The sequence below is a fragment of the Pusillibacter faecalis genome (assembly GCF_018408705.1).
GTDB classification, from domain to species: domain Bacteria; phylum Bacillota; class Clostridia; order Oscillospirales; family Oscillospiraceae; genus Oscillibacter; species Oscillibacter faecalis.
This window is the reverse complement of record NZ_AP023420.1, coordinates 1,087,026-1,110,182: the sequence shown is the minus strand read 5'-3', so window position 1 is coordinate 1,110,182 and position 23,157 is coordinate 1,087,026. Positions and strand designations below refer to the sequence as shown.

Annotated in this window: 29 protein-coding genes; 23 read left to right on the top strand and 6 right to left on the bottom strand. The window is 59.0% G+C overall.

Going from position 1 to position 23,157, the window contains the following annotated elements:
- The first annotated feature begins 292 nt into the window (after window positions 1–292).
- Genes KJS55_RS05720 through KJS55_RS05710 form a run of 3 tightly spaced genes read left to right on the top strand, consistent with a single transcriptional unit; the run spans window position 293 to window position 2,303 of the window.
- Window positions 293–1,375 carry an FAD:protein FMN transferase gene (locus tag KJS55_RS05720; protein ID WP_187027976.1) on the top strand — a complete coding sequence of 361 codons (1,083 nt, stop codon included), beginning with the start codon at window positions 293–295 and terminating at the stop codon, window positions 1,373–1,375.
- Window positions 1,359–1,769, top strand: a complete 411-nt coding sequence (locus KJS55_RS05715; RefSeq protein ID WP_213542891.1) for a NusG domain II-containing protein — start codon at window positions 1,359–1,361, stop codon at window positions 1,767–1,769. Before KJS55_RS05720 ends, KJS55_RS05715 begins: the two co-directional genes overlap by 17 nt.
- Before the next feature lie 9 nt (window positions 1,770–1,778).
- Window positions 1,779–2,303 carry a Gx transporter family protein gene (locus tag KJS55_RS05710; protein WP_187027978.1) on the top strand — a complete coding sequence of 175 codons (525 nt, stop codon included), beginning with the start codon at window positions 1,779–1,781 and terminating at the stop codon, window positions 2,301–2,303.
- Window positions 2,304–2,495: 192 nt separating this feature from the next.
- Here the strand turns inward: KJS55_RS05710 and KJS55_RS05705 are convergent, their stop codons facing one another.
- The gene (locus tag KJS55_RS05705; protein ID WP_187027979.1) at window positions 2,496–3,776 is read right to left on the bottom strand and encodes a glycosyl hydrolase family 18 protein; all 1,281 of its coding nucleotides are present in this window, start codon (window positions 3,774–3,776) and stop codon (window positions 2,496–2,498) included.
- A 129-nt stretch (window positions 3,777–3,905) separates the two neighbouring features.
- Here KJS55_RS05705 and KJS55_RS05700 point away from each other — a divergent pair, with 129 nt between their 5' ends.
- Window positions 3,906–4,646: a ZIP family metal transporter gene (locus KJS55_RS05700; RefSeq protein ID WP_213542890.1), complete on the top strand. Its 741-nt coding sequence runs from the start codon at window positions 3,906–3,908 to the stop codon at window positions 4,644–4,646.
- Window positions 4,647–4,695: 49 nt separating this feature from the next.
- Here KJS55_RS05700 and KJS55_RS05695 read toward each other — a convergent pair whose 3' ends face one another.
- Together KJS55_RS05695 and KJS55_RS05690 are read right to left on the bottom strand one after the other, a co-directional pair.
- Window positions 4,696–5,406, bottom strand: coding sequence for a response regulator (locus KJS55_RS05695; protein WP_187027981.1), 711 nt, complete (start codon window positions 5,404–5,406; stop codon window positions 4,696–4,698).
- A complete protein-coding gene (locus KJS55_RS05690; protein ID WP_187027982.1) occupies window positions 5,406–6,482 on the bottom strand; it encodes a sensor histidine kinase in 1,077 nt (358 codons plus the stop codon). Before KJS55_RS05690 ends, KJS55_RS05695 begins: the two co-directional genes overlap by 1 nt.
- Window positions 6,483–6,971: 489 nt before the next feature.
- Between KJS55_RS05690 and KJS55_RS05685 the strand changes: the two genes are divergently transcribed.
- The 19 genes from KJS55_RS05685 to KJS55_RS05595 are packed head-to-tail and all read left to right on the top strand — an operon-like array spanning window position 6,972 to window position 19,483.
- Window positions 6,972–7,430 (top strand): terminase small subunit, encoded by a 459-nt coding sequence (locus KJS55_RS05685; RefSeq protein ID WP_213542889.1) that lies wholly within the window; start codon window positions 6,972–6,974, stop codon window positions 7,428–7,430.
- Window positions 7,420–8,664, top strand: coding sequence for a PBSX family phage terminase large subunit (locus KJS55_RS05680; RefSeq protein WP_228300471.1), 1,245 nt, complete (start codon window positions 7,420–7,422; stop codon window positions 8,662–8,664). The genes KJS55_RS05685 and KJS55_RS05680 overlap by 11 nt, the downstream gene beginning before the upstream one ends.
- 11 nt (window positions 8,665–8,675) lie before the next feature.
- Window positions 8,676–9,878 carry a phage portal family protein gene (locus KJS55_RS05675; protein WP_213542888.1) on the top strand — a complete coding sequence of 401 codons (1,203 nt, stop codon included), beginning with the start codon at window positions 8,676–8,678 and terminating at the stop codon, window positions 9,876–9,878.
- 1 nt (window position 9,879) lies between these two features.
- Window positions 9,880–10,713, top strand: coding sequence for a hypothetical protein (locus KJS55_RS05670; protein ID WP_187027985.1), 834 nt, complete (start codon window positions 9,880–9,882; stop codon window positions 10,711–10,713).
- Window positions 10,714–10,750: 37 nt separating this feature from the next.
- Window positions 10,751–11,101, top strand: a complete 351-nt coding sequence (locus KJS55_RS05665) for a hypothetical protein (RefSeq protein ID WP_213542887.1) — start codon at window positions 10,751–10,753, stop codon at window positions 11,099–11,101.
- A 12-nt stretch (window positions 11,102–11,113) separates the two neighbouring features.
- Window positions 11,114–12,148 carry a phage major capsid protein gene (locus KJS55_RS05660; protein ID WP_213542886.1) on the top strand — a complete coding sequence of 345 codons (1,035 nt, stop codon included), beginning with the start codon at window positions 11,114–11,116 and terminating at the stop codon, window positions 12,146–12,148.
- Between the two features lie 16 nt (window positions 12,149–12,164).
- Window positions 12,165–12,518, top strand: a complete 354-nt coding sequence (locus tag KJS55_RS05655; protein ID WP_187027988.1) for a hypothetical protein — start codon at window positions 12,165–12,167, stop codon at window positions 12,516–12,518.
- A complete protein-coding gene (locus KJS55_RS05650) occupies window positions 12,515–12,835 on the top strand; it encodes a hypothetical protein (RefSeq protein WP_187027989.1) in 321 nt (106 codons plus the stop codon). The genes KJS55_RS05655 and KJS55_RS05650 overlap by 4 nt, the downstream gene beginning before the upstream one ends.
- On the top strand, window positions 12,832–13,326 hold the full coding sequence (locus KJS55_RS05645) for a hypothetical protein (protein ID WP_187027990.1): 495 nt from the start codon (window positions 12,832–12,834) through the stop codon (window positions 13,324–13,326). The genes KJS55_RS05650 and KJS55_RS05645 overlap by 4 nt, the downstream gene beginning before the upstream one ends.
- Window positions 13,319–14,371: a phage tail sheath C-terminal domain-containing protein gene (locus tag KJS55_RS05640; RefSeq protein WP_213542885.1), complete on the top strand. Its 1,053-nt coding sequence runs from the start codon at window positions 13,319–13,321 to the stop codon at window positions 14,369–14,371. Before KJS55_RS05645 ends, KJS55_RS05640 begins: the two co-directional genes overlap by 8 nt.
- A gap of 22 nt (window positions 14,372–14,393) precedes the next feature.
- The gene (locus KJS55_RS05635; protein WP_213542884.1) at window positions 14,394–14,777 is read left to right on the top strand and encodes a hypothetical protein; all 384 of its coding nucleotides are present in this window, start codon (window positions 14,394–14,396) and stop codon (window positions 14,775–14,777) included.
- Complete coding sequence (locus KJS55_RS05630) at window positions 14,774–15,079, top strand: hypothetical protein (protein ID WP_187027993.1); 306 nt, start codon at window positions 14,774–14,776, stop codon at window positions 15,077–15,079. Before KJS55_RS05635 ends, KJS55_RS05630 begins: the two co-directional genes overlap by 4 nt.
- A gap of 2 nt (window positions 15,080–15,081) precedes the next feature.
- Window positions 15,082–15,567: a hypothetical protein gene (locus tag KJS55_RS05625; RefSeq protein ID WP_213542883.1), complete on the top strand. Its 486-nt coding sequence runs from the start codon at window positions 15,082–15,084 to the stop codon at window positions 15,565–15,567.
- Window positions 15,568–15,581: 14 nt separating this feature from the next.
- Window positions 15,582–16,151 (top strand): SafA/ExsA family spore coat assembly protein, encoded by a 570-nt coding sequence (gene safA / locus KJS55_RS05620; protein ID WP_228300470.1) that lies wholly within the window; start codon window positions 15,582–15,584, stop codon window positions 16,149–16,151.
- Entirely contained in the window at window positions 16,148–17,095 is a 948-nt protein-coding gene (locus tag KJS55_RS05615) for a hypothetical protein (protein WP_187027995.1), read from the top strand. The genes safA and KJS55_RS05615 overlap by 4 nt, the downstream gene beginning before the upstream one ends.
- A 1-nt stretch (window position 17,096) precedes the next feature.
- A complete protein-coding gene (locus tag KJS55_RS05610; RefSeq protein WP_187027996.1) occupies window positions 17,097–17,483 on the top strand; it encodes a hypothetical protein in 387 nt (128 codons plus the stop codon).
- Between the two features lie 3 nt (window positions 17,484–17,486).
- The gene (locus KJS55_RS05605) at window positions 17,487–17,834 is read left to right on the top strand and encodes a hypothetical protein (RefSeq protein ID WP_213542882.1); all 348 of its coding nucleotides are present in this window, start codon (window positions 17,487–17,489) and stop codon (window positions 17,832–17,834) included.
- Window positions 17,835–17,848: 14 nt separating this feature from the next.
- Window positions 17,849–18,907 carry a baseplate J/gp47 family protein gene (locus tag KJS55_RS05600; protein WP_213542881.1) on the top strand — a complete coding sequence of 353 codons (1,059 nt, stop codon included), beginning with the start codon at window positions 17,849–17,851 and terminating at the stop codon, window positions 18,905–18,907.
- Window positions 18,908–18,910: 3 nt separating this feature from the next.
- Window positions 18,911–19,483, top strand: coding sequence for a hypothetical protein (locus tag KJS55_RS05595; protein ID WP_187027999.1), 573 nt, complete (start codon window positions 18,911–18,913; stop codon window positions 19,481–19,483).
- Between the two features lie 105 nt (window positions 19,484–19,588).
- Here KJS55_RS05595 and panF read toward each other — a convergent pair whose 3' ends face one another.
- The 3 genes from panF to KJS55_RS05580 form a co-directional block, all read right to left on the bottom strand.
- Entirely contained in the window at window positions 19,589–21,076 is a 1,488-nt protein-coding gene (panF, locus tag KJS55_RS05590; RefSeq protein WP_213542880.1) for a sodium/pantothenate symporter, read from the bottom strand.
- 20 nt (window positions 21,077–21,096) lie between these two features.
- The gene (locus KJS55_RS05585; protein WP_187028001.1) at window positions 21,097–21,357 is read right to left on the bottom strand and encodes a DUF997 family protein; all 261 of its coding nucleotides are present in this window, start codon (window positions 21,355–21,357) and stop codon (window positions 21,097–21,099) included.
- A 166-nt stretch (window positions 21,358–21,523) separates the two neighbouring features.
- Complete coding sequence (locus tag KJS55_RS05580; RefSeq protein ID WP_213542879.1) at window positions 21,524–22,801, bottom strand: ArgE/DapE family deacylase; 1,278 nt, start codon at window positions 22,799–22,801, stop codon at window positions 21,524–21,526.
- Window positions 22,802–23,157 lie beyond the last annotated feature (356 nt).

Sequence of the window (23,157 nt, the reverse complement as noted above, 5' to 3'; positions counted from 1 at the left end):
CCAAGGGTTGTATTTCTCCCAAACATGCCGGGCACACATCCGACATGCTCAGATAGTATAACAGATTTTACTTGTAATTGCAAGGGGCTGTATCGGATGTTTTTGACGTTTTTCTCCTGGAAGCGATTCTTGGTTGAGATACGGAGAGAACTGTGCTATACTATATTATTCCGGAATTGAACGACAAAAACCAGCCCAGGATGAAATCCGCTGTAAAAATTTCGACGTGTGTGGGGAAGAACCTCCCTGCGTCAGTGGAATGGTTTCGGGGCTTTGTACAAAGAGGTGCGGTATGAGAGGTTTTGGAGTGCTGATGCTAGGAGGGCTGATTCTATTGACGGCTTGCAGTGCACCCGCGGTTGCTGGCGCTGCGCCGGCCAGCCGCCAGATCATCGCCATGGACACACTGATGCAGTTTACCATTTATGGACAAGAGGCCGAGGCAACAGTGCAGACAGCCGTGGAGGAGGTGCAGCGGCTGGAGGGACGACTCTCCCGAACCGCCCCGGACAGCGAAGTGACCAATTTGAACGCCCGGGCGGGAGAACGTGTAGCGGTGAGCGAGACTTTGTATGATTTGATTGTGGCTGCAAAGCAATATGCGCTGGTTACAGGCGGGGAATTTGACATGACCGTGGCGCCTGTAGTGGAGGCGTGGGGCTTTGGCTCTGAGAGGCAGCGTGTGCCCGAACAGGCGGAGCTGCAGGAGCTGCTGCCACTGGTGGACAGCAGTACCGTGAGCGCTGAGGCCGATGAAAATGCATACTGGGTGACGCTGGGCGCGGGGCAGTCTGTGGATCTGGGAGGCATTGCCAAGGGCTATGCAACGGATTGTCTGGCCAAGCTGTTTGCAGATCAGGGCGTGAAGCAGGGATGGGCGTCTCTGGGCGGCAATGTGCTGGCCTGGGGAACACGGCCAGACGGTAAGGCATGGCAGATAGGGGTGCAGGACCCCCAATACCCAGAGCAGGAGCGGGTCGTGGGCCTGGTGGGTTTGCAGGATGCCTTTGCAGTGACCTCTGGCAGCTACCAGCGGTATTTTGAAGAGGACGGAGTCACATACCACCATATCCTTGATCCGGACACTGGATATCCAGCGGACAGCGATCTGATGTCTGTGACGGTAGTGGCAGACGCTGCGGGCAGCGGCGAAGGGGGAGCCAAGCTTCCTGGAAATGGGACCATGTGCGATGCGCTCTCCACGGCATTGTTTGTTATGGGTGAGGAACAGGCACTGGACTTCTGGCGGGACAGGACGCAGGAATTTGATCTGATTCTGGTGACTGGAGACGGACGGGTGGTCGTTACGTCTGGAATTGCGGACAGCTTTACACCGGAGAAGGGGAGCGGATATCTCTATGAGACAGCCACCTAAGCTTCACCCCACAGGATGGGACGGACTGGCAGCCCTGGCTGTAGTGGTGCTGGCTGTGGCCTGCGCGGCCGTCGTCTGGGGCGGACAGGGGACGGGAGAGAACCTGACGGCGGTTGTCTCGGTGGATGGTGAAGAGGTGGAACGGATAAACCTGGAGAGTGAGGAAGGCATCCGCAGCTATTCCGGCCATGGCTACACCCTGGAAGTGAACCTGCGGCCGGACGGGCAGCCAGGAGTGCGGGTAGAGCATGCCGACTGCCCGACTCAGGACTGCGTACACACCGGGATCATTACCCGGGCTGGGCAGAGCATCGTGTGCCTGCCGGCGCGAATCATCATCCGGCTGGAGGGCGGTTCGGAGCCCGACGGCGGACCGGATCTTATCATTGGATAGGAGAGAGTCATGAGACTGACGACAAGAGAATTGACGGTCTGTGCCATGCTGGTGGCACTGGCGCTGGCGCTGTCCTATTTGGAGAGCTTTTTCCCGCTGTCCCTGGTCATTCCACTGCCAGGTGTTAAGCTGGGGCTTGCCAATGTGGTGACGCTGTTCGCCCTATACGCACTGGGGCCAGGGCAGGCTGTGTTGATTTTATTGGGACGGTGTTTTCTTGGAGCAATGTTTGCAGGGAACATAAACGCCTTGCTGTTTTCGCTGCTGGGGGGGGCTGCGGCACTAGCAATGATGATGCTTCTGTCCAGGGGAAGAAGACTTTCCATCTATGGTGTTTCCATCGGGGGAGCCGCCGCACACAACTGCGGCCAGGTGGCAGCGGCAGTATGGACGCTGGGCAACACCGCTCCGCTCTATTATCTGCCGGTTTTGCTGGGAGTCTCTCTGGGAACAGGGACTTTGACAGGCGTGATTGCGGCTGGGCTGTTTCGGGGACTGGCACATACAGGCCTCCTGCGAGAATCCAGAGCGTGAGAAGCTGGGAGAAAGGTCCTGGTTCTCTGAAATAACTGCCTTGCTGCCACGGGAAAAGCAGGATGCACTGGACGGACTGGAGAGAATGGCTTTGTGCAGAAGTTTACAGCGCAGGTAGTCCGACATGGAGAGATTCCGAATATGAAAAGACTTTTCCGCATAGAACAGGGCAGCCTTTAGGCTGCCCTGTTCTTATGACTCAGAGATGTCATACAGGCTGTCCAGAACCAGCCAGGTCTGGGAAAAGGGTCGCATCAGATTCCAGAATCCTGCGCCTTTGAAGCCATACTCTGCGATGAGGCGGAGCTTGGCATCCATGCTGCGGGCATCCTCAAACCAGACCTCGTGAACGACACCTGCGTGATCTGTGTAGTGGAAATAAGGGGATTGGGCAGTTTCATCATACTGAATGGCGATTTGGTACTGGACCGCCAGCTCAATAGCACGCTGATTGGAAATAGACTGGGCCCGGGTTGTTCCCTGGACGAAGGGCAGGGGCCAGTCATAACCATAATTTGGAATACCAAGAAATATTTTTTCAGATGGAATTGTGGTAACAGCATAGTCCAGGACAGCCCGGACGTTGGGCAGCGGGGCCACCGCCATGGGGGGACCATAGGTATAGCCCCACTCATAGGTCATGAGCAAAACTGCATCGGTGGCGGCGGCAACGGCGGCATAGTCGTGTCCTTCATACAGGAGGCCGGGCTGGCCTGCGCTGGTCTTAGGGGCAAGTGCCGCCCAGAGAAAGCGGCCCTGCGGCTGCAGGCGCCGGCGCAGGCGGTCCAAAAATGCGGCGTAGGCTGCCGCAAGCTGGCCGGGAAGAAATTCAAAGTCCACATCCACCCCGGCATAACCACGGCGGAGGGTGGTCTGGATAACCTCAGACACCAAACGGTCTTGAACCTCCATGTCAGTCAGCACCAGTTCTGCCCGCTGTGTATCAAATTGACCTGATTCCGTGAGGGTGGAAAGATGCATGACGGGCGCCGTACCCCGCAGCCGTGCAGCGGACAACAGGGTGTCATCATTCAACGGCAACAGGCCGCCGGAGGCATTGATGCCATAAGTGAAAGGGGCCAGATAGGTGAGGTAGGGGAGCTGCTCCGCCAAAAGCTCCGGCTCAATGTAGGGATAGGCATAGCCATTGGTAACAGCGGTCCCCAACTTTTCCTCAAAATAGGAGATGACCAGAGGCTGGCCGGGAGAGAGGGACTCCCCGCCCCTCAAAGACCAGTTGTTCCGCCAGAGCTGGCGGACCGTGGTCCCATAGTAGGCGGCGATGGAGGAAAGGGTTTCTCCCTGCTGGACGGCATGCACCTGCCTGGGAAAGCGAATGACCAGCGTCTGCCCAACAGCTAGGGCACCGCTGGCGGGAACGGTATTATCTGTGGCTACCTGCGTGGGATTCACCCCATAGTAGGCTGCGATAGAGCCGATGGTTTCACCGGCCTGAACGACATGGATCGTCATACTGTCATCACCTCGTTGGAAAAGCCTATGCTGGTCCCAGGGAGGATATGCGGAAAATAGGACATGGCATGTTTCAGGCAAGAAAGAAATACACTGCAATTAGAGAGGCTTGCGGATTGGGGTGTTTTCATGGGGGAACTTGGGACAGCAGTTTTGGTGACAGCTGCGGCCGGTATTGGCGGAACTGGATTGGGCGGCGGCGCCGCATGCCTGCTGCGGCGGGAGTCGGACCGCATGGTGAGCCTGATGCTGAGCTTTGCAGCCGGCGTTATGATTGCGGTGGTATGCGCTGATCTGCTGGTACAGGCGCTCTCTCAGGGGCACCTGCCACTGACGGCAGCAGGTGTGCTGACAGGCTTTTTAATCACTGCAGGACTCAACGCATGCCTATCCTGCCGACCTGGTCTGGAAGGAGACGGAGGGCGGCGCGGGGAGCTGATTCTAGCCGGCATCGTGATGGCAGCGGCCATTGCTCTGCACAACGTTCCGGAGGGAATGGTGATCGGGGCCGCTTTTGCATCCGGCGAGGCCGGCAGCGGCTGGGTGATGGCGGCGGTTATTGGATTGCATAATGTGCCAGAGGGAATGGCGGTGGCCGCTCCGCTGACTGCCGGAGGGACACAGTGGTGGAGGGCCGCGTCCTTGGCGGCGGTTACAGGTGCTCCAACTGTCTTGGGCGCCATTCTTGGCTTTTGGGTGGGGACGCTGGGCCCTGCCGCACTCTCTGCGGCGCTGAGCTTTGCCTCAGGGGCCATGCTGTATGTGGTGTTTGGGGAGCTGCTGCCGGAGGCGGTAGGACTGTGGCGGGGAAGGGCCCCGGCTCTGGCTGCGGTGGCAGGTGTCGTGGTGGGAATGTGGATCGCGGGATAAGAGGGCCAACACAGAAAACCGGCCGGACATCTGTCCGGCCGGTTTCTTATTAGGAATCTCCCTCTGCCAGACGGTAGCCCACACCTACCTCTGTAAACAGATACTCTGGCGCGGCAGGGTTCTTCTCAATCTTCCGGCGGATATTGGCCATATTCACCCGAAGAATTTGATTATCCCCGCTGGCCCTGGGGCCCCAGAGTTCCTTGATGATGAAGTCATAGGTCAGCACCTTGCCGGCATACTTTCCAAGGAGAGCCACGATCCGGAACTCACTGAGGGTGAGCTTCACATTTTCCCCGCGGACCAAGACCTGGTGCTTGTTGTAGTCAATCACCATATCTCCCACTGTGTAGGTGCCCCGTTGGGAAATCTCGTCATTGCCGCTGGCGGTGCGGGTGTGGCGGATGGCCGTGCGGACCCGGGCTAAAAGTTCATCCGTGCCAAAGGGCTTGGTGAGATAATCATCGGCACCCAAGTCCAAGGCTGTGACCTTATCTTTCTCATGAGAGCGGGCAGATACCACCACAACAGGCAGACTGGACCACTCCCGCAGCTGGCGCAGAATGTCCAGCCCGTCCATATCCGGAAGCCCCAGGTCTAAAATCACCAAATCCGGACAATGGGAGGAGATCATGGACAGTGCTTCGTTCCCAGTGCGGGCTTGCATAGCCTCATAGCCATTGTTGTTTAAAATGGTGGAGATAAAGTGAGAAATGGTCTTTTCATCTTCAATCACCAATATTTTCTCCCGAATATTCATCAATGTTCCTCCTTAGGCAGGGGCAGGCGGAAGGTAAATTCCGCGCCTTCTGATAGATTTCTGGCAGAGATGCTGCCGCCGTGGGCCCGGACAATGGCCTGACATACGGAGAGCCCAAGGCCCATGTTTCGTTTGCCGTCACAGCCCTCGGTTTCGCTGTGCTTGAGTGTGCCGTCAAACAGGGTGTTCAATTCCTTTGGGGGAATTCCCTCTCCGTTATCGGATACCGTAAAGCAGGCATCATTTCCCCGTGCACGGAGCGTCAGCTGGATTTCAGTGGTTGTCTTGCCGTGAACCACGGCATTTTCCATGAGGTTGGACAGGACCTGCTCAATCAAAATGGCATCCATCGGTACGATCAGCAGTTCGTCTGGAACGGAAACGGAGACGGTGACAGATGGAAAGTGGCGGTGAAATTTCTGTACAGCCTCCCCCAGAACCTCCTCGGCAGCTTCTGGGACCGTGGTGATATGGGTTTGATGATCCCCCATACGGGTGATAGAGAGCAGATTTTCCACCACACGGATCAGCCACTGGGCCTCGTTGCGGACATCCTCCAGCAACTCATGCTGCTCTGTGAGAGATAGACCCGGATTTTCCAGCACCGCGGAGGTGGAACCGACAATCGAGGTGAGGGGTGTGCGGATGTCGTGGGAGACGGAGCGGAGCAGGTTGGCGCGCATTTTTTCCTTCTCTCCCTCCGCCCGGAGGCGCTCCTGCTGGCGGACCTGGGTGGTGAGGGCGCAGGTGATAATGGAAACGACTAAGAATACCAAAAAGGTGGTCGGATAGCCGGAGAGAGTAAAATTGACCGCCCAATAGGGATATGTAAAGATAAAGTTGGTACATACCACTCCCAGCACAGAGGCCAGGAAACCGAAGAGGTATCCGGTGGTCAGACGGGAAACCAGCAGCACCGCCAGCACAAACACCGGAAAGGCAAACCCGTCAATGCTGTTGACGTGCTGCAGCAGCGCGCATACCCCTGTAGCACAAAAGAATATCACGGTTGTAACCAGGAAATCCCGTATAGAAAAGGGGAACAGTCGTTTAAGCAGAACAATCTTTGCGCGCATAACACCCATCCCTTCTGATAGAAAATATTATAGCAGAGAGCCTGTTAAAGTGGTGCTAAAATATTAATAGAGGATTAACGCCAAAGCCTAGAGGCTTGTCGGCGGCTAAACAAAATCCAAGTTTATCATAATCAAAAGGGGCAGCGGTGTCAAATACTGCGGGGGACAGGCTTTGAGAACATGGTCTGCGGAAAGACTTTCAGAGAGTATCTGTGGAAGGATGAGCAGATTCTCTGAAAAAGCAAAACGGTGCTGTGTTTCCCCCGCCGGCAGGCGATGCCAGAACAAAGATTTTTGGGCGATGGACCGGAGCATGCCTTGTGGAAGCAGCTGTTCTGCTGAATATAAAATCAAGTTTGAGACACTGCGGAAAAAATCCGCGGTGTCTTTTTTGCTCTGAACATGGAATTTTCCGATTGCGTGTATATGGACGTGCAATGTCTGCGCAGTGGGGAGGATCAATGTGAGAAGGCAACAGGGAGGCGCAATATGGAGAAGAACTGGAATGAGAGGGTGTTTTGTCGGGTGTATCTTGAAACGATGGACCCGGAACAGGCAGCCGCAGCGACAGGACAGGGAGACGGACTGGCCCTGCTGGGGAGAAAATCCATTCAGAAGCGAATGGAACGAATGCGCGGCGCCGCAGCGGGACAGCTGAGGCGGGAGGATGTGCTGCGCCATTTGGCACGGATCGCCTTTGGCAGGGTCAACGACGCCGTGGAGCTGGCGCTGCGGCCAGAGACAGCGAATCCGGCACAGATGGATTTGTCCGCATTGTCAGAGCTGAAAGTAACAGAAAAGGGTGTGGAGCTCAAGCTTGTGGACCGGATTCGGGCACTGGAAACTCTATTCAGATTGCTGGAGCAGGGCGACAACGACGGGGCAGAGGGGCTGTATCAGGCTCTGGAGGCCGTGGCTGGGGCGCTGGGGGACGAGGATGGGGAATAAAGGCATGCGTTTTTCCCCCAAGCAGGTCCGGGTGATGAGCTGGTGGAAAAATCCGCATTGGGAGGCGATCATCTGTGACGGAGCGGTGAGAAGCGGCAAGACCTTTTCCATGGGGCTGTCCTTTTTCCTGTGGGCGGCCCACAGCTTCCATGGCAGGCAGTTTGGACTTTGCGGCAAGACCATCGGCTCACTGCGGAGGAATCTTCTGGCGGAACTGATTCCCTATCTCCGGCAGATCGGCATGACGGTGCGGGAACGACGGTCGGAGCATCTGCTGCTAGTGCGCTTTCACGGCCATGAGAACCGTTTTTTGCTCTTCGGCGGGCGGGATGAATCCAGCGCCGCCCTAATCCAGGGCAGCACGCTGGCGGGCGTGCTGCTGGACGAGACAGCCCTTATGCCCCGTTCCTTTGTAGAGCAGGCCATTGCCCGTTGCAGCGTGCCAGGGAGCCGGCTGTGGTTCAACTGCAACCCGGAAGGGCCGCAGCACTGGTTTTACCAGGAGTGGGTGCTGCGCGCCGAAGAGCGGCGGGCGCTGCGGCTGCACTTTACCATGGCGGACAATCCCGCCCTCTCCCCGGAAATCCGGGAGCGGTATGAGAGGTCTTACTCCGGAGTCTTTTACCGGCGGTTCGTGCGGGGAGAGTGGACGGCGGCCCAGGGGCTGATCTACGATTTCTTTGACTCAGAGCGGGACGCGGCACCACTGCCATCAGACATGATGGGACCCTGGAGAATCTCCGTGGACTACGGCACATCCAACCCTGCCTCCTTTGGCCTGTGGGGGCAAAAGGACGGAGTCTGGTACCGGACGGAGGAATTTTACTACGACTCTCACCAGACTGGATGTCAAAAAACCGACGCGGAGTATGCGGAGGATCTGGAACGTCTGGCGGCAGGGAGGGTCATTCAGAGGGTGATTGTCGACCCGTCGGCAGCCAGCTTTATCGAACTACTGCGCCGCCGGGGCTTCCGTGTGGTGAAGGCGGACAACACCGTAACGGATGGGATTCGGGTGACAGCGGACTGTTTGCGGAGCGGGCGGCTCCAAATCTGCAGGGAATGCCGGGACTGTCTACGGGAGATGGCCCTTTACTGCTGGGATGAACGGAGTGGGGGAGATGCCCCCAGAAAGGAGCATGACCACGCCATGGATGAAATGCGGTATTTTGCCATGGATCTGACCCACGAGGAGGAAAGAGGCTTCGCGGCGGTGGCTGTGGAGCGGAGATGAGGAGGAGAGAGATGCGGAACTGGCGGAAACAGCGGGAGGCACCGCCTTCCGTGCAGCTGCGAAGCGGGGAGAGACACCCCTTCGGCGTGCTGCGGGAGTATGTGCCCCTAGGGCGGGGAGAGGCGCGGCTGTACCGGGCTGTGCGGGAAGCGGTGCCGGTGGTGGACGCCGCGATTTACAAACTTATCCGCATGGCGGGCGGGGTGACGGTCCGCTGCAGTGACAGCGTTGCCGAAGCCGCGCTGGCGGAGTTCCTGCGGACCGTGCCTGTGGGCCGGGGCCAATTTGGAATGAACGCCTTTTTGGACTGTTACCTGGACTCCATGCTAACCTGTGGACAGGCGGTGGGAGAGATTGTGCCAGCGCTGGGGAACCGGGATATCGCGGCGCTGCTGTGCGGGCGGGTGGAGGACATTGAGATCAAAGAGGGCATCAGCCCTCTGGACTTTACCCTCTGCGGACCTGACGAGTGCGGAAGAATGACGGAGCTCCCCTGCCAGGAGCTGCTGCTGTTTACGCCTCTGAATCCAGAGGCGAACAGCCCCTACGGGGTTTCCTTGCTGCGGTCTCTTCCGTTTTTGGCCGATGTGCTGATGAAGATTTACCACACCATCGGCGTCAATTGGGAGCGGTGCGGAAACGTGCGGTTTGCCGTGACCTGCTCCGGTGGAGACGGAGTTAGCGCGGCGGAGCGAAGCCGGATGCTGGCGGAGGAGTGGAGCCGGGCTATGCGCGATACCCGGGGAGGCAGCGTCCGGGATTTTGTGGCGGTAGGCGATGTGGGTATCCAGGTCATCGGCGGCGACGCGCCGATTTTGGACAGTGAAATCCCAGTACGCCAGCTTTTGGAACAAATTGTTGCAAAAACCGGGATTCCGCCCTTTATGCTGGGGCTGAGCTGGAGCTCCACAGAGCGGATGAGCAGCCAGCAGGCGGATCTTTTGACCACGGAGATTACCGCGCTGCGTCGGACGCTGACACCGGTTCTGGAGCGCATCTGCCGTCTGTGGCTGCGGATGCATGGTTTTCCCTGTGGCTTTGAGGTGGTCTGGGATGAGATCAACCTCCAGGACGAGGTGGAAGAGGCCCGGGCGGAGCTCTACCGCCAGCAGGCGAGGAAGCTGCGGCTGGAAAACGAAGCCGCAGAAGTGGAACAGGGAAAAAACGCCGGGGGGAGCGATTCCACCGCCGGAACCATGAGGAGGGAACGATGATATGGAGAGAGAATTGGAAGCCGTCAACCGCTTTGCCAAAACCGTGCTGACGGAGGAGCAGGTGTACATCTTCAGCGTGCGGCTGTGCGATAACGAGGTGGACCGGGATCTGGAGCGGTTTGCGGCAGAGGCCCTGGAGACACTGGGAGAACTATTTGTGGGGAAGAGCGGCATCTTTGACCACCAGTGGTCAGCCCGTGGGCAAACCGCCCGTATTTATCGTACCGAGATGGTGCGGGAGCCGTCCCGGGTGACGGTGGCCGGAGACCCATACTGCTGGCTAAAAGGCTGGGCGTATCTGCTGCGGACGGAGAAAAACGCAGATCTCATTGCAGAGATTGAGGGCGGCATCAAAAAGGAGGTCAGCGTGGGGTGCAGTGTGGCAAGACGGGTTTGCTCCATCTGCGGAGCGGAGGCTGGTACCTGCACCCACGAGAAAGGACGGACCTATGGGGAACAGCTTTGTTTTACGGAGCTGAGGGAGCCAACGGATGCCTATGAGTGGTCCTTTGTGGCGGTACCGGCCCAGCGGGAGGCCGGGGTACTCAAACGATTCACGCAGATGGACGGCGGGGCACTTTTACAAAAACAGGCCGCGCTGGGAAGGAAATATCTCCAGGAGCTGCGCAAAGAGGTGACGCGGCTCGCCATGCTGGCGGATGACGGAGTGGACGGGACAGTTTTTGCCAGTGTAGCAGAGCGCCTGGAGGAGCCGGAACTTCTGGAGCTCAAGCGGTGCTATGAGGTTCGGGCGGCTAAACGGTTTCCCGCGCCGCCGCAGCTGCGGCAGAGAACCGCAGCACAGGCGGGCGATGAGACAGCGTTCCTTGTCTGATCGGGGACAACAAAAAAATAGAGGGAGGACAAACGAGATGAGTTCTTACATGGGAATTGGCCAGTGGGCCGCCACCTTTTCCGGAGACGTTCCAGAGGGACAGGTGGCAAAAATCAGCGGCAGCGGTGCCGTCAGTGCCTGCGCCGCCGGCGAGGCGTTCTGCGGCGTGGTGATCTCCGCCGCAAGGGACGGTGCCGCATGCTCCGTGGCGCTGGGCGGAATGCTGACGGCAGCTTACAGCGGCGCGGCTCCCGCTCTGGGCTGGACGACACTGACCGCTGACGGCAGCGGCGGCGTTAAGGCGGAGGTCGGAGAGCAGGAGTCCGGCGTGCGGGCTTTGGCGGTGGAAGTGGATACTGCCGGGAAATATGTGACATTTATACTGTAAGGGAGGAAAGACATGGCTTATCATTTTGAAACGGTGAAACTGGAAAAGGGGATGTACGGGCGCAGCGGCTGCACGTTTTCCCAGACACTGGAGGAGCTGGACCCCAGCGAACCCTACCGGGGCACATCCCTGGAGGGGTTGGACGCCTTTCAGCGGCAGCTCAAGCGATTTGACATTAAAGTGAAGGGCGCTGGTTCTGACCGGGTGGAAAAATTCTTCCATACCAGTGAGTCCAGCGTGCTGTTTCCGGAGTTTGTAGCCCGGGTGGTGCGCCAGGGGGTGGAGGAGGAGAGCGTCCTGCCCCGTATCACGGCCACAGTGACCCGGTTTGACGGCATGGACTACCGCTCCATTGCCTCGGTGCCCTCGGAGGCAGACAAGAAGCTGCTGCGGGTAGAGGAGGGGGCGGAAATTCCCCAGACCACTGTGCGCACCCAGGAAAATCTGGTGCGGCTCCACAAACGGGGACGGATGTTGGTGGCGTCCTATGAGGCCATCCGCTTCCAGCGGCTGGACCTGTTCTCCGTAACGCTGCGGCAGATTGGCGCGTACATCGGCCGCATGCACTTGGAGGACGCCATCGGCGTGCTGCGCCAGGGCGACGGCAACGAAAACCCCGCGCAGGCCTTCCAGGTAGGGACTAAGCCCATCTCCGGTACCGCCGGTACCCTGAGCTACGAGGCGCTGCTGGATTTTTGGAGCCAGTTTGACCCATATACCATGAACACTATGCTGGTCAGCGGCGATATGATGCTGGCCATGCTGAAGCTCAGCGAATTCCAGAACCCTCTGACGGGACTGAATTTCCAGGGCACCGGCACGCTTTCCACCCCGCTGGGGGCCCAGCTCCTGCGCACCAGCGCTCTGCCCGCAGGCACCATGATCGGCCTGGACCGGGGGTACGCCCTGGAGCAGATCTGTGGCAGCGAGATCACGGTGGAGTACGACAAGCTGATCGACCGCCAGCTGGAGCGGGCGGCGATTACGTCCATCTCTGGGTTTGCCAAGCTGTTTGCAGACGCATCCAAAGTGCTGACAGTCCAGTGAGGCGGTAGGAAAAGAAATGGAGGAGAGAATTCTGGGGCTGGCAGCGGAGATCACCGGTGAAGAGCCAACAGAGCTTTTGAAAACGCTGTGCCTTTCGGCAGAGGCGGCTTGGCGGAGCCGCCTCCGCCCGGAGGCTGTTGAATGGGAGGACGCACTCTGCTGTGCCGCGGCCTTTACTGCGGCGGCGGACTATCGATTGAGCCGGAGAGGAGACGGCATTGACGCCTTCACCGCAGGAGCGGTTTCCATCAAGGCTGGGGCCGTGGCGGACAGCGCAGCTCTCTCCACCGCGCTGCGCCTTGCGGCGGAGCGGATCATGGCCCCCTATGGGGAGTCGGGAGAGGTCTGCCTTCGAGGAATTCCGGGATGAGAGAGGGATGGATGCGGAGAATCGCGGAACGGTACGGGCAGAGCGTCCTCATTCTCCGGGAAGACGGAGAAATTACCGCGCGGGCCTTTTTCCAGCCGCTGCCGGAGCAAGGTGAGACAGCGGTAGACACAGTTGTAAGCCTCGGTGGGCTGGACCGACGATTGTGGCTGTACCTGGGGCCGGAGGCGGTGCATGCGGGAGAGCTTCTCCGCTGGAACGGGGAAGATTTTCGGGTGCGCAGCAGCCGACCCTATGCCGTCGGTGAGACCACAGTCTACTGGTGGGCGGACCTGGAACGGGCGAGGGAGAAAGTATGAGAGAACTGACACAGGTATGCAAGGCGGTGGTTGAGGCGCTGAAGAGCGCAGGAGTTACGGCTCTTGAAGCCTTTCCGGACAGTGCCAAGCGCTATGAGGGAGCCGTGGCGGCGGTGACGGTGGGCGCTGCGGAGGGAAAGACCTTAGGGTTTTGTAACTATCTGGGGGAGGTCCAGGACAGCGCCACTGGTGCGGTGCGGGAGCTCTACGGCAAGCAGCTGGAGGGCAATATCACCGTGGACATCCGAGCGGAGCGGGCCGGGGACTGTGAGGCAGGCAGCGAGACGGCGACGGAGGCGCTGCTGGGGAGCCTTCCGGCAGGCATTCGACCCGGGGAGCTTCGCTGGGAGGCGCTGACCTGGGAGAGAGCCACGGGAATGTTTTTGCGGCGGGGAAATTTGCGGTGTCAGGCGGTATTCACGGCGGAGAGCCGGGAGGACGGCGAGGGATTTCTGGACTTTATTTTGAAAGGGGTTATGAAACGTGAGTGAGAGCAGGCACGAGCGGCCTGGGGTGTATTCCAGCTACGATGCCTCGGCGGTTGTGACCGCCGGCCGGGGCAGTAAGATCATCGGCGTGGCGGCAAAGGCCGCCTCCGGCACGGTGGGAGAGGTGGTGACTCTCACCGGGTATACCGCCGGTGTTGCTGCCTTTGGAGAGGATGTAGATCCTGGCATGAGTACCATTTTGCGGCTTTTATTTTTGAACGGCGCCTCCACGGTGGCGGCGGTCCGGGTGGCGGACGAAGAGCCGGACTACGCGGGGGCCTTTGGGGTCCTTGGTAAGGTAGAGGCGCAGATTCTGGTCTGTGACAGCGGGGAGCTGAGCGTGCAGCAGGCCCTGCGGACGGCGGTGGAGACCGCGTCGGAGCAGCGGCGGGAGCGAATTGCCGTGGTGGGCGGTAGTGGCCTCAAGGCGTCAGAGCTGGTGGAGCGGGCCGCGGAACTCAACAGCGAGCGCATGGTGCTGGTGGGACCGGATCTGGTCCGGGGCGAGGGCACGCTGCCGGGGGTATTTGCATCGGCAGCACTGGCCGGAGCGATTGCCAGCGGGACAGACCCGGCGATCCCTCTCAACGGTGCGGAACTCTCCGGGCTGGAGGGGCTGACAGAGGATTATACCGACAACGACATTGATCTCCTGGTTCGGGGCGGCGTAACGCCCCTGGAAAGTGTGGGCGGTGTGATCTCGCCGGTCCGGGGGATTACCACCCGCACCACCACCGGCGGCGCGGCGGACAGCACCTGGCGGGAACTGACCACCATTTTGATTGTGGACGATATCATTCCCTCCATCCGGACGGCACTGCGCAGCCGGTTTTCCAGAGCCAAGAATACCGCCCGCGGCCGGAGCGCCATCCGCTCCCAGGTGATTGTGGAGCTGGAGAAAAAGGTGGCGGCGGAGATCATCGACAGCTATGGCGAAGTGATGGTAAACGCCCTGGAAGAGGACCCTACCGTGTGTCTGGTGGAGTTTGGCTTCGCCGTGGCCCACGGTCTCAACCAGATTTATCTGACGGTTCACATGACCGTTTGACACAGAGGAGGCGCATGTAGATATGACAGGATTTCCCACCAGCGCGGACATCTACCTGGAGATGGACGGGAAAAAGGTGGCAGTGGTGCAGAGTTACACTACCCGGGCAAGCAAGTCCTCTAGGAATGTAGAGGCTTTCGGCGAGATTGAGCCGGTGGCCACTATCGCAGGCCAGCGGAAGTATGTCTTGGAGCTGACGCGGCTGTACGCCACGGAGGACGCGATATCAGACGGTATCAACTTTTATGAGCTCTCAGATTTCTCTTTGGTGATCTGCAAGCCGGACCGAAAGGTAATTTACAGCGGCTGCGAGTGGAGCGACATTCAGGAGGAGGGACAGCTCAACGCCATGGTGGCCGAGAAGGTGACAGTGGTAGCCTCCAAACGAATTGAGACCGCGGCATGAGACCTTGGGACGAATTGCGTCCGCCCACCGCCGGCAGGCTGCTGTATCTGTGGCGGGCAAGCCGGGACGCGGCGGAGGACCCTATGGAGCGCTCTCTTTTATGCAACGCCCGGGTACTGGCGGAGAGCTGCTTTTATCAGGGGGAGCCGGTATTCAGGGATGGGGAGGCCGTGCTGGAGTCGCTGACCACACGGGAGATGGAGGGGTTGCTGCGCCGCCTTTCCTCCGGCACAGCTCTGGGGCCGGCGGAGGAGAACCCGGTATTTGATGAGGCGCGGTTTGAGGCGCTGTGGGAGGGATGAGGTTGGATTATATCCAGGAGGAGCTGGCACGTCAGCAGTTGGCGCTGGCGGCGCTGCTGCGGGGACAGGCGGTCTGGGAGAAACGGAAAGCCGAGGTGGCGCCGGACTTACAGTCCCAAACCCTGATAAAAAGAGGCCAAACAAGCGCGGTCTCCGACTGGGAAAGATTTTTGGAGGGGCGTACAATCAAAGAAGCGGAGCCAGTGCCGATCATTCAGACAGGCGATGCGGAGAAAACGGTCTTGCGTTCGGAGAAGGGGAGTCTCTTCCATGCGGCGGAGCGCGGGGAAGGACGGCGCGCACTGCCCCTTCGGCACCAGCCGGAGAGCGGCGGATGGGCCTGGGGCGGTCTTGTTCCAGAAGCTGTGAACACGGTGTGGGAGATGGAGCCTGAGACCGCAACTCGCATGGCGGCGAACGTGTGGGCCGTGTCCCGGGCCGTCCAGCGGGACGCCCGCCGGTATGACGGCGGATTTACGCTTTACTAAAGGGGGAAGAGGCTTTGCTGCTATCACCGATGCGATATAAGGACTACACCTGGCCTCACAACCCGGAGGTCTACACAGTGGAGCGCCGGAGACGGTTGGCGGTCCACCCAGTGCCTTATGGCCGGTGCGTGGTCCAGGACCTGGGGGGAAGCTACCGGGTCCTCCGGGGGCATGGCGTTTTTACCGGGGCTGGGGCCTACGAGGAGTTCCGCCGCTTGGCGGAGGTCTTTCAGGACAGCGGCTCCGGCATGCTGGTTCACCCGGTGTGGTCGACAGAGCAAGCGTGGTTCGCGTCCCTGACCGTGGAAGAGGAACCGCTGCCGGACTATGTGAGCTACAGCTTTGAGTTCTGGGAGGACTGGACCGGCTACGGAAACGGGCTGAGCGCAGTGAAGGAAAGCGCGGATGTGCCCCCTCTTCCGGCGCGGCAGCCGGAAGGGAGCAGCGATACCGTTCACAAGGGAGATACTCTGTGGGGAATTGCAAAACGCCATGGAGTGTCCCTGACGGCACTGATCTCTGCCAACCCGCAGATCAAAAACCCCAACCTGATTTATCCGGGGGACAAGGTGGTGATTCCGTGACAGGACGAATCTTCACCAGTACCCACCAGACCTATGATCTGCCGCCGCTGCTGAGCTGGAGCGTAGTCCATACGGGCACGGTGCCCTGTGACAGCTATACGGTCACATGCCTTTACAGCAAAGAGATGGCGCCCATTCTTCCCCTGGCTGCCGGCTTCATTGGCTTTGAGGACGGACAGCTGGTGGCCCGGGGCATTGTGGATGATTTTTCGGTGGACCTCGACGGCGGCGGCACCACCGTCACCATCACCGGACGAGGCGCTGCCGCACGCCTGCTGGACAATGAAAGCCGCCCAGTGACCTACCAGGACGCCACGCTGGAGGAGATTGTCCGGCGCCATGTAACGCCCTACGGCGTCGTTGCTCGGGAGGTAGCGGATGTCCAGGCGCGTTCTGTGTACACCGTGGCAGCAGGGACCAGCCAGTGGAAGGTCTTGGAGAGCTTTTGCCGGACTTACGGCGGCTTCGCCCCACGCTTCGCGATAAACGGCGCGCTGTTAGCGGCTCCGGAGCGGGATAATGGCCGACGGCTTTGTATCGGGGATGCGGACCCGGTGCTTCACTGTTCCTGGCGGGAGGACCACTACGGCGTTTTGACAGAGGCGTTGGTGATTGACAAGAAGCGGAACGTCTCCTACTCCGTGAAAAATCCGGACATGATTGCCAAGGGCGGACAGTGCCGCAGGGTGGTGTACACGCCGGGACAGAGCACCTGGGCTGCCATGCGGTACACCGGAGAATATCAGATTCAAAAGTCCCGGGAGGAGCAGCGGCTGATCACGGTGACGATGCCAGGAAGCTTTTTGGCCTATCCCGGGGATCGGGTGGAGCTGTCGCTGTCCCGTCTGGGACTCTCGGGCACGTTCCGGGTGGCGGAGGCGGAGAACGTCTGCTCTCAACGGGACGGATTCACGGCAACGCTAACACTAAAGGAGGGGATCTAGCATGTGGCTGGCAAGACAGATGCGGAGCGCGCCGCCCACGGCGGACGCAGACATGGGCGTGACTACTATTGCAGGGGATCGGGTGGGCGTGCTGACCCGGGGCGAGGTGCGGGAACTGCCGGTTTATGGTCCAGGCGGCTATGTTTGGCTGCCGGAAAATGGCGCGGAGGTGCTGGTGATCAAGGGCGGCCCTGGCGGCGAGGAACAGTGTGTGGCCGGGACGGCGCAGAGCGAAGCGCCCAGGGACATGCAGCCGGGAGAGATTTATCTCCATGGCCCCGGCGGCAGCTCTGTCTACCTGCGGGAAAATGGTGTGGTGGACATTCGAGGGCGGCTGATGATCAACGGTATTCCGTACACACCCTGTCAATGCGGGATGGAGGCATAAGGAATGGAGCTGAAGCTGCAAAACGGCGACTATGTGCTTGACGGCGCAGCGAGGCTTTGCAGGGTGGAGGGAGCCGAGGCCTTGCTGCAGAGGGTATTGTTCCGCCTAAGCGCCCGGCGGGGGGCGTTTCCCTTCTGGGGAACGCTGGGAAGCCAGCTCTGGCAACTGGGGCGGCTTCCCGCCGCCGCCCGGCTGCCGGCCGCCAGACAGTATGTGGCGGAGGCGCTGGCCGAGGAACAGGGACTCACTGTGACGGATGTTGCTCTGATTGAAAACAGCGGTGCGGGAATTTTGACCGTGGAGCTTCGCTATCGGGAAACAGCGCTCTCCGTCTCGCTGGAGTTGAAGTGATGGGAGGAGAGCATGTGAGGAGCACAGAGGAACTTTATCAGGAACTGCTGGCAGCGTTTGCACAGCGGGCCGGCTTTACGCCGGAGGAGGGCTGCGATCTGGCGGTGCGGTTTTGGGCGGCTGCAGCACAGATTCAGGCACTTGGCATCCAGGCGGACTGGGTGCTGGACCAGAGCTTTCCACAGACGGCGCAGGGCATCTACCTGGACCGCCACGCAGCTATGCGGGGGCTTGTGCGCCTGCCGGCGGCAAAAGCGGTGGGAACCCTGCAGTTTTCTGTAAAACTACCGCCGGCAGCAGACATCACAGTGTCGGAGGGAACGGTCTGCATGACGGAAGCAGGAACCCGGTTCCAAACGACCCAGGCAGGGGTGCTGGCGGCGGAAACCCTGTCTGTGGAAATCCCGGCAGAGGCGTTGGAGGGCGGCACTGCGGGGAACGCGGCTCCGGGGGCGATCTGCATCATGACAGCGTGCCCGGTGGCCATTACCGCCTGTACGAATCCCAAGGCTTTTTCCGGCGGCAGTGATATGGAGGATGACGAGGCCTTGCGCCGCCGGATTCTGGAGAGCTATCAGCGGCTCCCCAACGGCGCCAACGCCGCGTGGTACGAGCAGACCGCCATAGGATATGAGGGGGTGGTGGCCGCCCGGGCGGTTGGGCGCGCCAGGGGCATTGGCACCGTGGATGTATATGTGGCGGAAGAACGAGGCCTTCCGGCGGCAGAAGTGCTGGAGGGCTTGCAGGCGGAGCTACAGGAAAAAAGAGAGATTGCCGTGGATGTGCAGGTGAAGGCTCCGACAGTCCGGGAGGTTGATGTCACTGTTACAGTGGCACCAGCAGAGGGAGCGGATTTTGAAGCTGTGAAGGCGGCGGCGGAGAAGACATTGACTACGTTTTTTACTGGACGTCTGTTGGGAAAGGCCGTGCGCCTCGCAGAGCTGGGCAGCCGTCTGTACGCCCTGGAGGGCGTGGAGAACTATCGTTTTACAGCGCCTGCGGCGGATGTGGCGGCAGACGACACGGTGCTGCCGGTGCTGGGCGCGCTGACCGTGACGGAGATGGAGGCGTGAGCCATGTATGAGGACTATTTGAAGGCGTTGCTGGCGCCGCTGCGGGTCTATGATTTGCGGCCAGGCACCATCAACGGCGCAGAGCTTTATGCGCTGGGCAAGGGCTTTGACGGCGTCAGTGAACAGCTGGACCTTACGGAGCGGGAGGCATTGACTGCCACGGCGGAGGACGAGGGGCTGAGCCGCCGGGAGGCACTGTTTGCCCGCCGTCCCGCTGCCTTCACGCCTGAGGAGCGCCGGGCAGCGATTGCAGCGCTGTTGCAGATTGATGGAGATAGCCTGACGCCCGCCGCGATCAACCGTACTTTGGGCGGCTGCGGCATCCGGGCTCGGGCAGTGGAGATGGGCGGCGGGAAGCTGCGGGTTATTTTTCCAGAGGTGGCAGGTGTCCCGGCGGAGTTTGACCAGATTCAGAGGATCATTTTGGACATTCTGCCCTGTCATCTGGAGGCAGAGTTCTATTTTCGCTACCTGACCTGGAGAGAATGTGAGCGAGCTGGCTACACCTGGGAGATCATAGAAGCGGCGGAACATACGTGGAAGAGCTTCCAGCTGGCGGTACCGCCGGAGACATGAAGAGGCGAGGGATATGGTCCCTCGCCTCTTCATGTTATGAAACCGGGAAATAAGGAAACCAGCAGCCCAAAATGGGCTGCTGGTTGGGAGGAATTTATCAGGAGCTTAGAAGCATTTTTCCAGAATATCCTGATCCAAGCCCTTGCCGACGGTGGCCTTGCTGACGACGAGGTACAGGATGACGCTGGCCAGCAGGCCCCAGACCACGGCGTTGACGCCCTGCCAAGTGACATTGTAGTAGCAGAACACATACACCGCGCATCCGCCCAGAGCGGCAGCAATGGCGCCCTGCTTGGTACCGAACCTGCAGAAGGCGCCGCCCACGAGAGGCATGAAGAATGCGCACTCCAGACCGCCCATGGCGAACAGGTTCAGGAAGAAGATGATGTCGGGGGGGTCCAAAGCCAGGAAATAGGTGATAATACCAATGACCAAAGTGGCACCGAAGCTCAGCTTAGAGAAGCTCTTGTTGTAGGCAGCAACCTTCTGGCTGTTGTCCTTCACAATATAGGTCCGATACAGGTCCTTGATGATGGCGGCAGAGGCCAGAATCAGCAGAGAGGACACCGTGGACATGACTGCGGCCAGAGGAGCGGCCAGGAACAGACCAGCCAGAGGAGTGGGCATAATCCGCTGCACCAGCATGGGGATCATGTAGTCGGAGGTGGGCAGATTCTCGGCATCCAGCAGAGCGCCGGCCCAAGCACCAGCCAGGTGCATGCCGCCAATCACGACCACGCAGACAATGGTGCCGATGACCATGGCGTTTTTCAGGGTTTTGGTGTTCTTGAAGCCCATGCAGCGCACCGCGGTCTGAGGCAGGCCGATGGTGCCGATACCAACCAGCACCCAGAAGGACAACAGAGCGCCGGGCTTATAAACGGCGGTCAGGTTGTCATAAACATCGGGCAGGTTGGTAGCAAGGCCGGCGTCAATACCAGACAGACCGCCGGCGGCGCGAACCACGAAGAACATGAACAGGAAGGTGCCCAGCACCATGATGATGCCCTGGATAGTATCGGTGATGACCACTGCGCTGAAGCCGCCGAAGGAGGTATAGATAATTACCACTGCGGCAAAGATCAGCAGGGAGGCCCAGTAGGGCAGACCGGTGACAGACTCCACCAGGGTGGCGCCGCCGGTGAACTGGGAGATCATCTGAGCGATGAAGAAGGCCACCATCAGAAGGCTGGTGACAATGACCAGACCGTCAGACTTATAGCGAGCCTTCAGATAGCCGGCGATGGTGACAGCACCGGTTCTGCGGGAGACGATGGCCAGCCGGTTGCCCAGCACACCCATCACCAGGAACACCGCGCCGAACTGCACGGCCGCCACCCACACCTGGGCATAGCCATAGGTCATGCCAGCAGCGCCAGGGCCGGAAATAAAGGAGCTGACGGATGTGTATGTAGCCATGGTGGTCATAGCCAGAACCAAGCCGTTCATGCCACGGGAGCCAATGAAGTACTTCTTCTCCTGGCTCATGGTGCTGGCGCGCTCTTGGCGCTTGGACATGATCATGCCGATTGTCACGTTCAAAACGAGGTAACCGATCATGATGCAAAGAATAACAACTTGACTAGATGTCATGACTTAAATTACCCCCTTTTTTACTCTTCTGCGGCTTCTTCGTCATAATCGAAGTCGGCGAAGTTTTTCGTTAAAATAATGATGCCAATGATAGCGACGATGCCGGAGCCAAACACGCTGACGACAAACCACTGAGGCATATGGAACATCTGTTGTCCGTTTCCATTTAGAAGGAATGCCGGAACAATGTGGATCAGGGCGCAGACAATGGTCAGAATCCATGTGCCCTGGGCTTCTTTCCGAAGCTCTTTCTCAAGCTCTTCACGACTTAACTTTTTCAATTTGCAATCTCCTCCTCTTCAAAAAATTACAAAAGAATGGTTCAGCTCGGAGGCGCTTCTCTCCTCCCTTTCAATGAGTTGCGCCTCCTTACCTCTATAGAAAGCGGCCGGTATGCCGCCGGTGCCTGCATGATAGGCACCGTCAGCTGGTGCGCCGCAGTCTAACTTATTCTGCAAGGCCCAGCAGGTCCACTGCGGAGAGAGCCATGATTTTGGCCGCCATTTTCATCTCTTCAATACTGGCGTATTCATCCGACTTGTGGGCCAGGGTAAGCCGCCCGGGGCCGTAGACGATGCAGTGATCCAGCTTTCCCTTTTGCACCACATATTTCTGATCATCCATCCCAGGGCTGACAGAGAACTCCATTTCCCGGCCAAGATATGTTTTGCCATTGGCAAGAAACGTATTGACAAGGTCCGTATCCTTCGGAACCAGCGTGGGGTTATCCTCCCCCAGATAATGAATGGTATAATCACTCCCGGGCATGGAGGCCTTCACCTTTTCACACACGGCGGTGATCTGCTCCTTTGCCCACTCCACGCTCAACTCCGGAATCAGCCGCCAGTCATAACCGATCCGACAGCTGCCGGGCACGGTGTTGATCTTTTCACCCGCTTGCAAAATGGTGGGGGTGAGGGTGGTTTGCCGGCAGGCGGGGGGCTGAACCGGCAGAGGGGTGGGCTCCGCAATCAGAGGACGGATATCCTCGTCAATGGCCTGCATAAGCCGCTGTGCAAATTCCAGAGCGTTGACGCCCTCGCTTGGCATGCTGCCATGGCTCTGCCGCCCGGTAATGTCAATCTCAAACCATAGCGTACCCCGGTGCCCGATACAGACCTTGTCCACATCCAGACACTCAGTAATCACACAGTAGTCGGTGCTCTCTCTGGTAAAATAGCCCTGCTCTACCATGTAGCCAACGCCAGCCTGCCCGCCGGTTTCCTCATCCGGCGTGGCGGAGGCGATCAAGGTCCCCTTCAATTTGAGTCCTGCCTTTTGCAGGGCATAAGCGGCGATCACCTCAGATACAATGCCGCTTTTCTGGTCAGCGGAGCCCCGGGCGTAAATGTTCCCATCCCGGATTTCACAGCCATACGGATCTGTGGTCCAGCCAGTGCCCTCCGGCACCACATCGTAATGCCCGGTGAAGTGAATATTGGGACGCTGGGCCTTGTCTCCTAAGTACCCCACCACGCTAATGCGAGGAAGTCCCTCGCCCCGAGGAGCCAGCTCGGAAAGACGCTCCTGCGGCACCTCCACATACTCCACGTCCATGCCGATTTTTTGCATCATGGCACCGATGGCCTCGGCACACTGACGGTAGTTGTTGCCGGGAGGATTCTGTGTGGGAATGCCAAATATGGTGCAGGCGAACTCCGTCAGTTCGTCCGTAAGACTTTCCACAGCCTGATCAATTTGAGAGACGAGTTGGTTCCGGACCATCCTGATTCCTCCTGATTGACGGTAAACGAGGAATTTCATTGAAATCCTCGACAACAAACAAGAAGCACGCTATAAACATTTTATGCATTTCGTTTAGATTATGCTTATCATAACAGATTATGTCTAATTTGTAAAGAGAAAAAAATGACAACGCGCTCGTTGTATGACATCATAGCTCTTTTTATAATATCATACATAGAAAAAAGCGGGGGAATTTTGCTGTTTTTGCAGGAAATTGCAAGAAAAGAAATTTATTTTATAAAAAACAGCCGGCCCGTTTCTCTGAAACCGGTCGGCTGTTTTTGACGGGATGCTTATGTAGCACGTTTCTCTGAAAGTATACGCCCGGCGGGCGA